This window comes from Mesorhizobium sp. 01N446, assembly GCF_056399285.1.
Map to the genome: position 1 here is coordinate 234653 of NZ_JBFTRA010000004.1, position 15164 is coordinate 249816.

The following is a 15164-nucleotide window of genomic DNA, read 5'->3' on the forward strand; positions in this document are numbered from 1 at the left end:
GGCGGATGACAAGCGGAGGGTTGAAGCGGGCGCATGCTGCCATGCTGCTTGGCCTGCTGCTGTCTGGCGCCACTTTCACCGAACCACAGGCCGCCTCGCGGGTTTGCCGTCAGTTGGAGGCCGATCTCGCCGCGGCTTCGCGTGGCGGCGGCGGTGGTCCGGCAATGATCCGCAAATACGATGCCGCGATCGACCGGCAGCGCGAACAGATCTCCAAGGCCCGCAGCCAGGCGGACAATGCCGGTTGCGGGTTTTCGCTGTTTTCCCGCAACATCAATCGATGCGCCGGGCTCAACGCCACCATCGACCGCATGAGCGCCAATCTCGACAATCTCCAGGCCAAGCGCGCCCAGCTCGCCGGCGGCGGCGGCGGCGGCTCGCGTCGCGACCGCGGCCGCATCCTGGCCGCGCTCGACGCCAATGGCTGCCGGGACGACGCGGTTGCGCCGCGCCGCGCGCCGCTGCAGGAAGCCGACCGTGGAGAAGAAGACGGCAACGCCAACCTGTTCGACCAGCTTTTCGGTGGAGGCGGCCAGCCGAGCGACACGCTTGACCAGCCGGACGATACCGGCGAGGAACGCAATGTCAGCCGCGTCCTGAACCTGCCCGGCATTCCGGACTTTGCGGGCACGGGCGGCGAGTTCCACACCACCTGCGTGCGCACCTGCGACGGCTATTTCTTCCCGATGTCGAATGCCGCCACGGCCGGCGATTTCGAGCGTGACCAGAAGAATTGCGAATCGAGCTGCCCCGGCACCGAAATGCAGGTCTTCTATTCGCGCGGCATGGACGACGATTCGGCCTCGATGACGTCATCGGTCACCGGCAGGCCCTACAGCGAACTGCCGACCGCCTATCTCTACAAGCAGTCCAACATGTCGCGGCCGCCGGCCTGTGGCTGCAATGCCGCGCAGAACTTCCAGATCATTGGCGGCAACCCGCCCCCTCCGCAGCAGTCGCAGCCGGAGACGGACGCGGCACCGGTCGTTCCAATGCCGGCCTCCAAGCCCGATCCGGGCGCCGACCCGGAAACCCTGGCTAACAGGGACGGCGGGCTCGACCGCGAGGCCGTCAAGCGGCTTTCCGCCAAGCCGGTGACGTCGCCCGTATCCGCACTGCCGCCGGAGCAGCGCAAGGTCAGGGTCGTCGGGCCAACGTTCCTTCCCGACCCATCAGCGGCAATAGATCTGCAAGCTCCGGCCCCGAAGGCAGTCCGGTAAGGGCAAGCCTCAGCGGCATGAACAGCCCCTTGCCCTTGCGCCCTGTCGCTTCCCTGATCTTGCCGGTCCATTCCTTCCAGACCGTGCCGTTCCAGGGCTCTTCGGGCAGGACTTCGAAGGCCTGTCCGAGGAAGTCACGGTCATCCTCGGAGAACTCCGGCCTGTCCTGCGGCCCCTCGCGCAGGATGCGCCACCAGCCCACCGCGTCGGCGAGCCGGTCGAGATTGCCGCGCACCGCCAGCCAGAACGGCTCGGCCTGCTCGCCCGAGATGCCCAGCACCATCAGCCTGTCGCGCGCCTCGTCGAACGGCATATGGTGCATCAGCACGCGGTTGAGCACGAACAGTTCGTCCGGGTCGAACTTGGCCGATGATTTCGAGGTCGCTGCCGGGTCGAAATGGCCGGCGAGTTCGGTGAGGTCATGCGCGGCCGCGACATTCTCCGAGGTGCCGACCAGAACGGCGAGCGACGCGACGGCCATCGGCTCGATACCATCCTCGCGCAGGCTTTCGATGGAGAGTGCGCCGGTGCGCTTCGACAGCCCCTCGCCCGAAACGGTGGTCAGAAGATTGTGGTGGCCGAAGACAGGCGGCTCGGCGCCCAGCGCCTTGAACAGCGCGATCTGCACGCCGGTGTTGGTGACATGGTCGTCGCCGCGGATGACATGGCTGACGCCCATCTCGATGTCGTCCACGACGGATGGCAGCGTATAGAGATAGGTGCCGTCCTCGCGCACCAGCACTGGATCCGAGAGCGACGCGAGATCGACGGTCTCCTCGCCGCGCACCAGATCGCTCCACTGGACCTCGGTGCGCTCCGGCTGCAGCGGATCCCCAGTGAAATTGGGCAGCAGGAAGCGCCAGTGCGGCCGCCGGCCATCGGCCTGGTATTCGGCCACCTGCTCATGGGTCAGTGCCAGGGCCTCGCGGCCATAGACCGGCGGCAGGCCGCGCGTGCGCCGCACCTTGCGTCGCAGATCGAGTTCTTCCGGCGTTTCGTAGCAGGCGTAGAGAACGCCCGCCGCCTTCAGCCGCTCGACCGCGGCGTCATAGACCTCGAAGCGCCGCGACTGATATTCGGTGGCATCCGGGAAAATGCCCAGCCAATGCAGGTCGTAGAGGATGGCGTCGGCGAATTCCTGCTTCGAGCGGCCGATGTCGGTATCGTCGAAGCGCTGGATGAAGCGGCCCTTGTTGTTGAGCGCAAACAGCCAGTTGAACAGAGCGGTGCGCGCATTGCCGATATGGATGCGGCCGGTCGGTGACGGGGCGAAACGAACGGTAACTGTCATGAGCGGGGCGTACCGGATGCCTTTGTGATTGACAAGATGCGCCCCCGCACCGTGCCGCAGACATAGAACATGATGCGCGCGATGAAAAGACTAAGGCCATGCGAGGCGAATGTCCCTTATGCGATCATAACAGCTGGTTGAAAGCCATCAGCGGCCGAAATCGTCGGAGCTGAGGCGGGTCCAGCGGTCGCCCACCAATCCACCGATGAAGATGTCGCCGGAACGGACCGCTTGCGCGACCTCTGGGATGCGCGAGCGCACCATCGTTCCCCCGGCATAGCGGAAGAAAACATTCTTGTAGCTGAAGAGCTGCGGCATGAACCTGCTCTGCGTCTGCCCGATGATGCCTGCGCAGCCCATAGTCCACGCGTCCGCGATCAAGCCATCCAGCGTCGCACCCCAGTGAGGTCCGGAAGACTGGATCTGCAACAGGTTGGCGATGCCGCCGGCCTGACCGTAGAAAGCGTAGCAACCGAGCATTTTACCAGCTTCGTCGAAAGTCCCGCCGAAATGAAGAGGGCCGTCGGCCCGCTTCTCGGCCGCCAGCGCGAGCAGCCGTGGCAGTTCACCATCCTGCCAGCGCGGCCGAAGGGCGTAATCGGACAGGAGGGTCGGCAGCCGCTCCGCAAACTGCGCGGCATCCATCGGTTGGCGATGGATCCGGTGTGACGAGGAATGCTCGACGGGCGGCTCGAACCTTTTTCTCGCAAAGGCGTCGAATGCCCTGGCGCAAGGATCGAGTGCGAAACGAGGCAGGCCCGGCCATCTGGCGCGCATCGCGGCGGAAGCCACCGCGGCCGGGCGGAAAATGCGGGTCCATCCCAGACAATGCACCGGCAGGAGCTGGTATTCATCGGGCGTGCGAAGGCCAGGGATACCCGGTTGGCCGAATCGGTCAGGTGCAGATCGAATTCGCCCTGATGCACGGCACGCAGCAATTGCGGTCCGGCCGAGCCGTGATCGGTGCCAGTGTCGGCCATCAGCGGACCGATGATCGCCGCATTCAGAACCGCTCCGTTGAGCTCGTAGCGGGCTTTCAGGACACCGAGGAACCCGCCCAGATCGCCCTGCGGGTTGATCTGGACAAGAGCGTTGCTGGCGCCGGGTTGGCCGGCAGGGTCGAGATAGATCTTCCTCATATATTCGGCCACCTCCACGATGGCGCGATCGTGAAGGTGGCGCCGCCGCCGGCGAAACTTCGTCAGGAAGAGTGCTGCGACGCGCTCGAGATCGTCGGCTGCGAGTGGCCGAACCGTGCCGTGGTGCGCCGCCTGCACCGACGGCGCAGCCACCCTTTCCACACCGGTATCTTCGGAAGCAAGATGCATCGTGAAGCGGAAATCCAGCGCTGACCAATCTGATCGCAGGATATGGGCTTACGCCGCCTGGGTTGCTTTTGCGTAAATATGCGGCAACCAGCGGTAGAAAAGACGTGTTGTGCCCGGGCATCATAAACAACGTCTAAACTGCCGGGATGCCAGGAGCATGCCGCGCAAGTCACTCCAGCTGATAGCACCGGGTGGAGACGGCCTCCGGCCTAAGCTGGAGGCCATCTCAGGTCAGATGACCAGTCCCTTGGTCAGTTCGAGTGCCTGACGCTCGAACAGGCGGCGGTAGATACCGCCCTTCAGCCGGATCAGTTCGTCATGCGAGCCTTCCTCGACAATGTTGCCGCGGTCGAAGACCAGCAGCCTGTCGAGCGCCCGCACCGTCGACAGCCGGTGGGCGATGACCAGTGTCGTGCGGCCGACCATCAGCCGCTCCATCGCCTGCTGGATCAGCACTTCCGATTCAGAATCGAGGCTCGACGTCGCCTCGTCCAGGATCAGGATGCGTGCATCGGCCAGGAAGGCGCGCGCAATCGCCACGCGCTGCCGCTCGCCGCCCGACAATTTCACGCCACGTTCGCCGACCAGCGTGCCATAGCCCTTCGGCAGGCTGGTGATGAAGTCGTGCGCGCTCGCCAGCCTGGCGGCATGCTCGATCTCCTCCTGCGTCGCGTTCGGCCTGGCATAGGCGATGTTTTCGGCCAGCGAGCGATGGAACAGGATCGGCTCTTGCTGGACGATCGCGATCTGCCCGCGTAGCGAAGCCTGCGCCACCTCAGAGATATCCTGGCCGTCGATCAGGATCTTGCCCGCATTGACGTCATAGAGCCGCTGGATGAGCTTGACGAAAGTCGTCTTGCCCGAGCCGGAGTGACCGACGAGCCCGACGCGTTCACCCGGCGCGATATCGACCGAAAAGTCGCGATAGAGCGGCGACCGGTGATTGCCGTAGTGGAAGGTGACCTTGTCGAAGCTGATCGCCCCTTGCGTGATCCGGATCGGCCTGGCGCCGGGCCGGTCCTCGATGCCGAGCAGTTCGGACTGGAAATCGACCAACTCCTCCATGTCGTTGATCGAACGCTGCAAATTGCGGATATGCGTGCCGATATCCCTGAGATAGCCCTGCAGCACGAAGAACGAGGTGAGCACGAAGGCGACATCGCCGGCGCTCGCCTGCCCCCATGACCACAAGAGCAGCGACAGGCCGATGACGGCGGCGCGCATAACCAGCAGCAGCACCCCTTGCGTGGTGCCGTTGACGGTGCCGCGCACCCAGGTGCGCCGTGTGCGCGCCCGCCATTTGGCGACCACCCTGGCAAGGCGGCGCTCTTCACGCTCTTCGGCGCCGAAGCCCTTGACCACGGCATTGCAGCTCACCGCGTCGGCGAGCGAACCGCCAAGCCGCGTGTCCCAGGTGTTGGCGAGCCTTGCCGCCGGCGCGACATAGCCAAGCGACAGCAGCGCCGTCACCATGATGAACAGCACCGAGCCGGCAGCGACGACTACCCCCATCAGTGGCCAGAACCAGCCGAGCAGCAGCGTCGAGCCGACGAGCATCACCACCGACGGCAGCAGCGCGATCAGGATGGTGTCGTTGAGCAGGTCGAGCGCCCACATGCCGCGCGTCACCTTGCGCACGGTCGAGCCGGCAAAACTGTTGGCGTGCCAGTCGGTGGAAAAGCGTTGGACGCGATGGAAGGCATCGGCGGCGATGTCGGCCATCATCTTCAGCGTCAGTTCGACAATGCCCATGAACGCCAGGTTGCGCAGCACCACGCCGGTCAGGGCAAGCGCCATGAGGATGAAGAACGCCGTCATCGCGGCATTCCAGGCAATGGCGTCCGCACCGGCGCTGCTGGCGACGGCGTCGACCAGCCGGCCTGAATAGAGCGGCGTCAGCACGTCGGCCAGTGTCGACAGCAGGAAACCACCCATGATCAGCGAAAGCCGCCAGGGCTGGCGCCGCCAATGGGTGAACGTGAAACCAAGAACGCTGCGAAAGGCGCTCGCGCGCAAATCGATCTTGAAACGAGCCATGATGTCATTCGGGCGCAAACGAGCCCGATCCCAGTAAGGTCGAAAATTGAAGAAGCCGCGCAAGGGGCCAATGAGTGCCCAGAAGCGGAATGGCATATTTTGGCGTCACGCCCGTAGTCGGGCGGCGACCGGCATCGGCATAAGCCTGTGCTCAATCCGGCTCCGGCGCAAAGGACGAACCTTCGCGGAGCGCCGGTAGAGACCTAGGCTTCGCGGCCTCGCATTACCATTTCAAATACTGCCATTCGGACCTCCCGCAAATGAATCGCGGAGCGGTCCTTATAGAGACGCTCTGATGCATCGCCAAGACAAGCCTTGCCCAAAAGCGTATCTGGTCCAACCAGTGCGATGATTTTGCAACAACGGCGATGACGGCTTCCGCCGCGTCCCAGTCACTGTGGCGTGCGGTCCAGGCGCATGTATCGGCCGTCCGTCGATGCCTTGAAGCCCAGCTTTTCGTAGACCCCATGCGCATCACCGGTCGACAGGCTCCAATGCGAGACCGTGCCGAGCTCGGGATGATCGATGAGTGCCTGCACCAGCCGCTGGCCAATGCCCTGCCCGCGGTACTCAGGCCAGATGATGATGTCGGCGAGATAGGCAAAGACCGCGCGGTCGGTGATCGCCCTGCCGAAACCAACCTGTTTGCCATCCATATAGGCGGCGGCGCAGAACGAATTGGCAAAGGCCCGGCGATGAAACGCATCGCTGCGCCCAGCGCCCCAATAGCTCGCCATCAAAAGGTCTGAGGTCGCGCGAAAATCGATCCGCGCGAGGTCGAAGCTGATCTCGCAGTCCGGCATGCTGTATCCCCACCCCGTGTTTTCGCGTGTTTGCGCCAACGGACGAACGCTTATCCACGATCCCTGAAGCGGTTGGTGATGGGATAGCGGCGGTCGCGGCCGAAATTCTTGCGGGTGATCTTCACCCCCGGTGCCGCCTGCCGGCGCTTGTATTCGGCGATGTAGAGCAGATGCTCGACGCGCGTCACCGTCGCCCGGTCATGGCCGCGCGCAACGATGTCGTCGACGCCCATCTCGTTCTCGACCAGGCATTCGAGAATATCGTCCAGCACCGGGTAGGGCGGCAGCGAATCCTGGTCCGTCTGGTTCTCGCGCAACTCCGCCGACGGCGCCTTGTCGATGATGTTCTTCGGGATGACCTCGCCCGACGGCCCGAGCGCGCCCGGCGGCACATGGCTGTTGCGCCAGCGCGACAACGCATAGACCTGCATCTTGTAGAGGTCCTTGATCGGGTTGAAGCCGCCATTCATGTCGCCATAGAGCGTCGCATAGCCGACCGACATCTCGCTCTTGTTGCCGGTCGTTACCACCATCGAGCCGAACTTGTTGGAGATCGCCATCAGGATGGTGCCGCGTGCCCGGCTCTGCAGGTTTTCCTCGGTGATGCCTTCCTTGGTGCCTTCGAAGAGCTGCGTCAGCGCATGCAGGAAACCTTCGACCGGCTCGAAGATCGGCACGATGTCATAGCGGCAGCCGAGCGCGCGGGCGCAATCCTCGGCGTCCTTGAGCGAATCCTTCGACGTATAGCGGTAAGGCATCATCACGGCGCGCAGCCGCTCTTCGCCGAGCGCGTCTACGGCAAGGGCGGCGCAAATCGCCGAATCGATGCCGCCCGACAGGCCGAGCACGACATTCTTGAAGCCGTTCTTGTTGACGTAGTCGCGCAGGCCCAGCATGCAGGCGCGGTAGTCGGCCTCCTCCCGCTCGGGGATCTTCGACATCGGCCCTTCAGAGCAGACCCAGCCGTCCTCCCCGCGCTTCCATGTGATGACGTCGACCGCTTCCTCGAACTGGCTCATCTGGAAAGCCAATGTCTTGTCGGCGCCGATGGCAAAGGATGCGCCGTCGAAGATCAGTTCATCCTGGCCGCCGAGCTGGTTGGCATAGGTGATCGGCAGGCCGCATTCGATGACCTGGCGAATGACGACCTGGTGGCGGACATCGATCTTGGCGCGATAATATGGCGAGCCGTTGGGCACCAGCAGGATTTCCGCCCCGCTTTCCGCCAGCGATTCGCAAATGCCGACATCGCCCCAGATATCCTCGCAAATCGGAATGCCGATGCGCACGCCACGGAAATTGACAGGTCCCTGGATCTCGGGTCCAGCCTGGAAGACGCGCTTCTCGTCAAACTCGCCATAGTTCGGCAGGTCGAGCTTGTAGCGCTCGGCGATGATCTTGCCGCCATCGGCAACGATGATCGAATTGTGCGTGCCGCTCTTGCGCTTCAGCGGCGTGCCGATGATGAAGCCGGGGCCGCCATCCGATGTATCGGCGGCAAACTCCTGCGCCGCCTTTTCGCAGGCCTTCAGGAAGGCCGGTTTCAGCACCAGATCTTCCGGCGGGTAACCGGCAAGGAAGAGCTCGGTGTAGAGCACGAGATCGGCGCCCTGGCGCGCGGCATCCGCCCTCGCCTCACGGGCTTTGGCGAGGTTGCCGGCGACATCGCCGACGGTCGGGTTGAGTTGGGCGATCGCGATGCGCAGTATGTCGGGCTTCTTGGTCATGCCCGCTGACTTAGCGCGGCAAAATTCGCCTCGCAATGGCGTTCGCTTGGACCAACCCCTGACCGATTGATACAATCAATCGTGTCGGACCGATTGACACGGTCAGTCGTGTCGGATCGCTTAGTCGTCGCCCATATATTCGCGCAGCGACTGCGGAGAATGGTTCTCGCCGATCGACATGGCCAGGATGCGCGAAATGTGCCGGCGCGGCAGCCTCGTGTCCGCCACCCATTGATTGATCTCGGTCTGGATCTTGTCGAGATCCTTCTTCGAAGTCGGGCTTTCGGCAATGTCGAGACCGGCGTCCCGCAATGCCGCCGCCATGTCGCCCGAAATGACGAAGGCATCCCAGCCCAGCCAGCGCAGGAAATACTGGCCTGTATTGCCGCCCAGCCGGCTGCCATGCTTGCCGAGATAGGCCATCAGCCCGACCTGGTCGTCGGCAGGCCAGTTGGCGAGGAATTCACCGAAGCCGCCGTGCTCCTTCGACACCCGTTCGACGAAAGCGGCGTTGTCGCGCACGGATTTGATTTTCTGCGGGTTGCGCACAATGCGCTGATCGGAAGCCAGATCGTGCCAGAAATCGTCAGGCTGGAACAACAGCCGCTTCGGCTCGAAGCGCAGAAACGCCTCCTCGAAACCCGGCCATTTCTGTTCGATGACGCGCCAGACGAAACYGGCGGCAAAGACCCGCTCGGCCATGGTCGAGAGAATGCGATCGTCCGGAATGTCGGCGACCGCGGCATTGTCGGGCACGGGCCCGAGCAGCGTTGCAAGCTCCCCTTCGCCGCCCTTGCGTTTTGCCGCGCGCAGGCGAATTTTCTGGAAATCGGCCATGGCTCCCTCGCTATTGGCGTGAATGTAACACTTCCCGCGAGAGCCGGCAGCCTCTACGTCTATCTCCACTGACGACGGAGACGGCCATGTACAAGACAATCGACGATATGGCGAACCGCTGGCTCAAGCGACGGCCGGACGGCCTCAGCCAGTTGGAAAGCCGGGTGCTGCAATCGGCGCTCGAACGCACCACGATCTCTCGCGACACCAACAAGGCGGTCGCCTTCCACCAGACCTTTGGCGACCGGCTTGCCGATACGATCGCCCGCATCGGCGGCTCCTGGTCCTTCATCCTGGGCTTCATCGCTTTCCTGATCGTCTGGACCGCCGGCAATGTCTGGCTTTTGACGCGCGATGCCTTCGACCCCTACCCGTTCATCTTCCTCAACCTCGTGCTGTCTATGGTCGCCGCCTTGCAGGCGCCGGTGATCATGATGGCGCAGAACCGCCAGACCGAACGCGACCGCATCGACGCCGCCCACGATTACGAGGTCAATCTGAAGGCCGAGATCGAGATCATGGCGCTGCACGAAAAACTCGATGAGCTGCGCCACAGCCAGATCATCGGCATGCGCGAAGAGATCATGCGGCTGGCGGAAGTGGTCAAACGCATCGACGAGAGGCTGGCGCAGCAGCAGTCGGCCTCATGACCGACGCGATCCATCATTTCATCGAACAATATGGGTTGCTTGCCGTCTTTCTCGGCTGTGTCGCCGAAGGCGAAAGTGCCGCCATCCTCGGCGGATTCTTCGCCCACCAGAATGTTTTCGTGCTGTGGCATGCGATTGTGGCGGCGGCGCTCGGCGCCTTCCTCGGCGACACCTGCTTCTTCATCCTGGGCAGAAGTTTCGCCGACAACCGCCATGTCGTCAGGCTGCGCAGGCGCCCAGGATTCCGCCGCGCCTACCGTCTGCTCAATACCCATCCCAACATCTTCGTGCTGTCGAACCGCTATGTCTACGGCATGCGCCTTGTCGGCGGCATCGCCGCAGGCCTGTCGACCATAGCAGCGCCCCGCTTCGTCATTCTCAACGCCATCTCATCGGTGATCTGGGCGGTGCTGTTCAGCACGATCGGTTATGTCTTCGGACTGGGCGCCGAGCATTTCGTCGGCCAGGCGCTGATGCGCCACGAGCGGCTGTTCATCGGGCTCGGCATTGGCCTCACCGTGGCCGTGCTTGCCTGGTTTGTCGCCCGCCACGTCGCCAAGCGGGAGCGTCGTCGGGAGCAGTGATGCAGTCGGTGTCCTGGTCGTTCAGGAGGTCAGATCGGAAAGCCGGTGATCCGCTCGATGAGCGCGATGCCCCAGACGCCGGCGACGATGACAACCGAGATCAGCACCGCCAGCGAGCCGCAGTCCTTGGCCAGCTGGATGTCGACATTGAACTCCCGGCTGAAGGCATCGCAGGCCGCCTCGATGCCGGTGTTCAGCACCTCGACCATGATCAGCAGCAGCACCGCGCCGATCAGCAAGGCATAACCACGCCAGGACACCGAAACGAACCACGCCGCGGGCAGAGCGAGCACCAGCAGCATCAGTTCTTGCTGGAAAGCCTTCTCGCTGGCGGCCAGCTTTCGAAACGCCCGCACCGAATTGAAAAAAGCGTCGATCAGCCGCTGCATGCCCAAACCTCTTTCCCGATTACCGGCACGAGATAAAGCAACGGCCCGATCAAGGGAATAAGGTGTCTCGTCCAAAATTCATTCAGCGACCGCTATCGAGGGCGTCGACTTTTCAAACTGCGGCAGCCCGTCGTCGATCGAATAATAGTCGCCCTTGTCGCCGACGAAGATATGACAGTCGCCCTTGAGGCCCGTCGGCTTGTCGAACGCTCCCGCCATGACCGAAATATAGTCTTGCGCCCTTGGCTTCCAGAAAAGCACGGACCCGCATGCCTTGCAGAAACCGCGCCTGGCGAAAGCCGACGCCTCATACCAGGTGATGCTTTCCGCGCCTTCGACCACGATGTCGGCGTCGGCGACATTGGTCGCGGCATAGAAATGCCCGCTTTGCTTCCTGCATTGCGAGCAATGACAGTAGACGACGCCGCGCAGCGCTCCCCTTGTCCGGAAGCGGACCGCTCCGCACAGGCATGATCCCTGGTGACTATCGCTCATTTCGGCACTCCTTGGAGAAACCTCGCCCAGCTTCGCTGCCAGGATTCCAGCTTTGCGGTGGTTGCGCGCAAGCAAATGCGACATCGATTGGCGTGACAAAATTCCAAATTCAGTCTCATTTCCATCAGCACAACACGCGGATTTGGAAATCAAATTCGGCAAAACCGGATGTTATCGCGCAAGGGTGGTACAAAAAATTGCGCTACTACAGCCACAGGTAGAGAAAACCTGTGGAAGTCGTGCGAATTAAGGAAACTTTAGCGCCACTGCATTTATGGTCCCATCAAGCGAAGGTCGCGGGTGGGGACGCGTCTCTTCGCAAGATGTTCTGGACTATCGGTCGCGCTCCCCAGCTCGGCGATCAATGGAACCCGCGAAAATTCCGCGCCGGGATCCGAGGGGAAGAGTGGATCAGAGATGCAGCCGGCAGTAGCCACAACCGAACGAAGCACCGACATCGCAGCCACGGTTGTCACGACCATGCGCCAGCTTGGCGTCCTCGGCCTGCCGCGCAACTACGAGATCTTCTACGAGGCATTGAGCGGCACCAATCGCGAGCTCAGTCTCGCCGTCGTGTCGCTTAGCAGCCGGCCGACGCAGGATGAGCTGGATAAGATCGGGCGCGCCTTCTTTGCGCAGAACCACGGCCCGGGCATCGTCGAGCATGCCAGGGACGTCATTGCCAGGGAACTCGAGGAGGTCGCGGCGCTGTTGCGGAGCGAACGCAGCCACATCGAAAAATACGGCAGGATTCTCGACGAGACATCGAACGGCCTGAGCGGCCGCAGCCTGCTCTCCCAGGATTTTCTGCAGAAAATCGCCAACGCCATGGCCGTTGCCACCAATTCCACGATCGATCACGGCAAGCAGATCGCTTCGACGCTCAGCGACAAGACGGCCGAGCTCGAAAGCGTCAAGTCGAAGCTCGAGGAATACAAGCGGCTGGCCGATACGGATCCGTTGACTCAGATCTGGAACCGCCGCGCCTTCGACAAGGAAATCACCCGGATCTATAACAGCAACAAGGGTATCCTGTTCAATGCCTTGATCCTTGCCGACATCGACCGGTTCAAGGATATCAACGATCGCTACGGCCATCCTGTCGGCGACAAGATCATCCAGATCATCGCCGAGATTTTCCAGACCAGCATTCGCGGCGACATGTTCGTCGCCCGCACCGGCGGCGAGGAATTCGCGCTGATCATCGAAGGCGCCAGCGAAGACGCCACCTACGATGTCGCCGAGCGCATTCGCGCCCTGATCGAGCAGACGCCGTTCACCAGCAGCCAGACCGGCATGAATTACGGCACCGTGACCGTCTCGATGGGCATCTGCATGGCATCCGAGGCCGAAGGCCCTGAGGATCTCTACACCAAGGCCGACCGAGCGCTCTACCGTTCGAAAGTGAGTGGCCGCAACCGCGTCACCAAGCATTCGACGATGGCCGGCCGCGCCGGCAAGAGCTGGCTGCTCTACAAGAAGGACTGACGCTGGTCGCCGTTCACCGGCAATGCACGCCAATTTCCAATTGGATGGCAATGCCCGACTGGGTGCCGTCTCGATCAGATATTGACACGGGCCTAATCAGACATAGGCGAAGCCGGCCGCGATCACGCCCACGGCGCCTAGCGCCAGCGAGCCGATCCACGGCCAGCGCCTGCCACGGGTGATGATGGAGAGCGTCGCGACGGCGATCGAGATGTGCAAGAGCGTCACCGCAAACGTAAGGGCATGGTGACGGTGTTCGCGCACGTCGCTATCGCGCAGCTTTTCATCGACCTGCTTTTCAAATTCGGTCGCCTTGGCCTGGATGTCCGCGCCATCGGCCTCATTGCGCTTCGCGGCTGCCTGGAATTGGTCGGTTCCGGGGCCACCCATCGCCGCCGCGATCTCATAGCTGTTCTTCTTGATGCTCTTTGCCTCGAAGAAACTCCACTGATCGCTGGCCTTGTTCTGGAGATAGGCCGCCTCGCTCTTGTCGTTGATCGCCTCCGCGGTTTCGAGCGACTCGAAGCTGCCGACCGTCGCGGCGAGAACCGCCAGCACAGCTATGGTGACGGAGACAGTGATCAGAAAGGGATTTCCCTCATGCGCGGCATGTTCGGCATGCTCGGCGTTCTCGAGGTGCTCCTGGGTAGCGTCTTCCATTGCCATTCGTCGAATCCTGGCCCGCGATGATTGGGTTCGGCCGCGAACCTTCACCTCAATCTTGGTTTTGCAGAGGTCGCGTCAGCATAAATTTTCGTAAGGTTTGACGTGACGACCGTCTGGACAACATCCTGCTGGAACAAGAAAAGGCGCCGGATTTCTCGGGCGCCTTCGCATGTTGGTCGATTTGGGAGCGGCAGGTTCAGCCGTTGGCGACCTGCTTGTGCTGCACGGGGTGGCTTTTCTTCAAGAGATCCGACACCAGGAAGGCCAGTTCGATCGCCTGGTCGGCATTGAGGCGCGGGTCGCAATGCGTGTGGTAGCGATCCTGCAATTCCTCCGCAGTGATGGCGCGGGCGCCGCCCGTGCATTCGGTGACGTTCTTGCCGGTCATCTCGACATGGATGCCGCCCGGATGCGTGCCTTCGGCGCGGTGCACCTCGAAGAAGGTCTGCACCTCCTTCAGGATGCGGTCGAACGGTCGTGTCTTGTAGCCGGCGGCCTCGATCGTATTGCCATGCATCGGGTCCGACGACCAGACGACGCTGCGGCCTTCCTTCTGCACCGCGCGCACCAGCTTCGGCAGATGGTCGGCGACCTTGTCGGAGCCAAAGCGGGCGATCAGCGTCAGCCGGCCGGGCTCGTTCTCGGGGTTGAGCAGGTCGATCAGTTCCAGCAAGCCGTCAGCAGTCAGCGACGGGCCGCATTTCAGGCCGAGCGGGTTCTTGATGCCGCGGCAATATTCGACATGGGCATGGTCGGGCTGGCGGGTACGGTCGCCGATCCAGATCATGTGGCCCGAGGTGGCGTACCAGTCGCCGGAGGTCGAATCGACGCGGGTCAGCGCCTCCTCATAGCCGAGCAGCAGCGCTTCATGGCTGGTGTAGAAATCGGTCTCGCGCAGGGCGTAATTGGTTTCCGAGGTGATGCCGACAGCCTTCATGAAGTCCATCGTCTCGGTGATGCGGTTGGCGAGCGACTCGTACTTTTCGCCCTGCGGGCTGTCGGAGACGAAGCCGAGCATCCAGCGATGCACATTCTCCAGGCTGGCATAGCCGCCCTGCGCGAAGGCGCGCAGAAGGTTGAGCGTCGCGGCCGACTGGCGATAGGCCATTTCCTGGCGGGCGGGATCGGGGATGCGCGATTTCTGGTCGAACTCGATGCCGTTGATGATGTCGCCGCGATAGCTCGGCAGCGTCACCTCGCCCTTGGTCTCGTTGTCGGACGAGCGCGGCTTGGCGAACTGGCCGGCGACGCGGCCGACCTTCACCACCGGCTGTGCGCCGGCAAAGGTCAGCACGACCGACATCTGCAGGAATACGCGGAAGAAGTCGCGGATGTTGTCGGCGCCATGTTCGGCAAAGCTTTCGGCGCAGTCGCCGCCCTGGAGCAGGAAAGCGTCGCCGTTTGCGACCGCCGCGAGCTGCTTCTTCAGCTTGCGCGCTTCGCCGGCAAAGACCAGCGGCGGATAGGTGGCGAGTTGGGCTTCGGTGTTCTTCAGCGCGGCAAGGTCCGGATAGGCAGGAACCTGCTTTATCGGCTTTGCTCTCCACGAATTCGGCGACCATTTCGTCATCGCTGCACCCAACACTCTTTCCGGCGAGCACCCTCGCCCGCCATTTCCGCCCCTATATGGGTTGGCGGCTCCATACACG

Annotated in this window: 15 protein-coding genes; 5 read left to right on the top strand and 10 right to left on the bottom strand. The window is 62.7% G+C overall.

Going from position 1 to position 15164, the window contains the following annotated elements; all coding sequences use genetic code 11:
- Positions 1 to 5 precede the first annotated feature (5 nt).
- Positions 6 to 1220 carry a DUF2865 domain-containing protein gene (locus tag AC1DPX_RS18065; RefSeq protein ID WP_477238534.1) on the top strand — a complete coding sequence of 405 codons (1215 nt, stop codon included), beginning with the start codon at positions 6 to 8 and terminating at the stop codon, positions 1218 to 1220.
- Here AC1DPX_RS18065 and AC1DPX_RS18070 read toward each other — a convergent pair.
- Both AC1DPX_RS18070 and AC1DPX_RS18075 read right to left on the bottom strand, forming a co-directional pair.
- Complete coding sequence (locus tag AC1DPX_RS18070) at positions 1138 to 2511, bottom strand: glutamate--tRNA ligase (RefSeq protein WP_477238536.1); 1374 nt, start codon at positions 2509 to 2511, stop codon at positions 1138 to 1140. The two genes, AC1DPX_RS18065 and AC1DPX_RS18070, sit on opposite strands and share 83 nt — an antisense overlap.
- Before the next feature lie 147 nt (positions 2512 to 2658).
- Positions 2659 to 3156, bottom strand: coding sequence for a hypothetical protein (locus tag AC1DPX_RS18075; RefSeq protein ID WP_477238538.1), 498 nt, complete (start codon positions 3154 to 3156; stop codon positions 2659 to 2661).
- Between the two features lie 254 nt (positions 3157 to 3410).
- Here AC1DPX_RS18075 and AC1DPX_RS18080 point away from each other — a divergent pair, with 254 nt between their 5' ends.
- Positions 3411 to 3863 carry a hypothetical protein gene (locus AC1DPX_RS18080; protein ID WP_477238540.1) on the top strand — a complete coding sequence of 151 codons (453 nt, stop codon included), beginning with the start codon at positions 3411 to 3413 and terminating at the stop codon, positions 3861 to 3863.
- Between the two features lie 207 nt (positions 3864 to 4070).
- Here AC1DPX_RS18080 and AC1DPX_RS18085 read toward each other — a convergent pair whose 3' ends face one another.
- From AC1DPX_RS18085 to AC1DPX_RS18100, 4 genes are all read right to left on the bottom strand, one after another.
- Positions 4071 to 5876 carry an ABC transporter ATP-binding protein gene (locus AC1DPX_RS18085; RefSeq protein ID WP_477238542.1) on the bottom strand — a complete coding sequence of 602 codons (1806 nt, stop codon included), beginning with the start codon at positions 5874 to 5876 and terminating at the stop codon, positions 4071 to 4073.
- 392 nt (positions 5877 to 6268) lie between these two features.
- Positions 6269 to 6679 carry a GNAT family N-acetyltransferase gene (locus AC1DPX_RS18090; RefSeq protein WP_202354220.1) on the bottom strand — a complete coding sequence of 137 codons (411 nt, stop codon included), beginning with the start codon at positions 6677 to 6679 and terminating at the stop codon, positions 6269 to 6271.
- A 50-nt stretch (positions 6680 to 6729) separates the two neighbouring features.
- On the bottom strand, positions 6730 to 8406 hold the full coding sequence (locus tag AC1DPX_RS18095; protein ID WP_202354219.1) for an NAD+ synthase: 1677 nt from the start codon (positions 8404 to 8406) through the stop codon (positions 6730 to 6732).
- Positions 8407 to 8526: 120 nt separating this feature from the next.
- Positions 8527 to 9243 (bottom strand): DNA-3-methyladenine glycosylase I, encoded by a 717-nt coding sequence (locus AC1DPX_RS18100; RefSeq protein WP_477238544.1) that lies wholly within the window; start codon positions 9241 to 9243, stop codon positions 8527 to 8529.
- Between the two features lie 86 nt (positions 9244 to 9329).
- On the opposite strand from AC1DPX_RS18100, the gene AC1DPX_RS18105 reads away from it, so the two are divergent.
- Positions 9330 to 9893, top strand: coding sequence for a DUF1003 domain-containing protein (locus AC1DPX_RS18105; RefSeq protein ID WP_202354217.1), 564 nt, complete (start codon positions 9330 to 9332; stop codon positions 9891 to 9893).
- Positions 9890 to 10477, top strand: a complete 588-nt coding sequence (locus AC1DPX_RS18110; protein ID WP_477238546.1) for a DedA family protein — start codon at positions 9890 to 9892, stop codon at positions 10475 to 10477. The genes AC1DPX_RS18105 and AC1DPX_RS18110 overlap by 4 nt, the downstream gene beginning before the upstream one ends.
- A gap of 29 nt (positions 10478 to 10506) precedes the next feature.
- On the opposite strand, the gene AC1DPX_RS18115 is transcribed toward AC1DPX_RS18110, so the two are convergent.
- Entirely contained in the window at positions 10507 to 10866 is a 360-nt protein-coding gene (locus AC1DPX_RS18115) for a diacylglycerol kinase (protein WP_010909685.1), read from the bottom strand.
- A 78-nt stretch (positions 10867 to 10944) separates the two neighbouring features.
- Positions 10945 to 11361, bottom strand: coding sequence for a GFA family protein (locus AC1DPX_RS18120; RefSeq protein WP_477238548.1), 417 nt, complete (start codon positions 11359 to 11361; stop codon positions 10945 to 10947).
- 417 nt (positions 11362 to 11778) lie between these two features.
- On the opposite strand from AC1DPX_RS18120, the gene AC1DPX_RS18125 reads away from it, so the two are divergent.
- Entirely contained in the window at positions 11779 to 12849 is a 1071-nt protein-coding gene (locus AC1DPX_RS18125) for a GGDEF domain-containing protein (protein WP_477238550.1), read from the top strand.
- A 96-nt stretch (positions 12850 to 12945) separates the two neighbouring features.
- Here AC1DPX_RS18125 and AC1DPX_RS18130 read toward each other — a convergent pair whose 3' ends face one another.
- Positions 12946 to 13515: a DUF4337 domain-containing protein gene (locus AC1DPX_RS18130; protein ID WP_477238552.1), complete on the bottom strand. Its 570-nt coding sequence runs from the start codon at positions 13513 to 13515 to the stop codon at positions 12946 to 12948.
- A 196-nt stretch (positions 13516 to 13711) separates the two neighbouring features.
- On the bottom strand, positions 13712 to 15085 hold the full coding sequence (locus AC1DPX_RS18135) for a class II 3-deoxy-7-phosphoheptulonate synthase (protein WP_477238554.1): 1374 nt from the start codon (positions 15083 to 15085) through the stop codon (positions 13712 to 13714).
- Positions 15086 to 15164 lie beyond the last annotated feature (79 nt).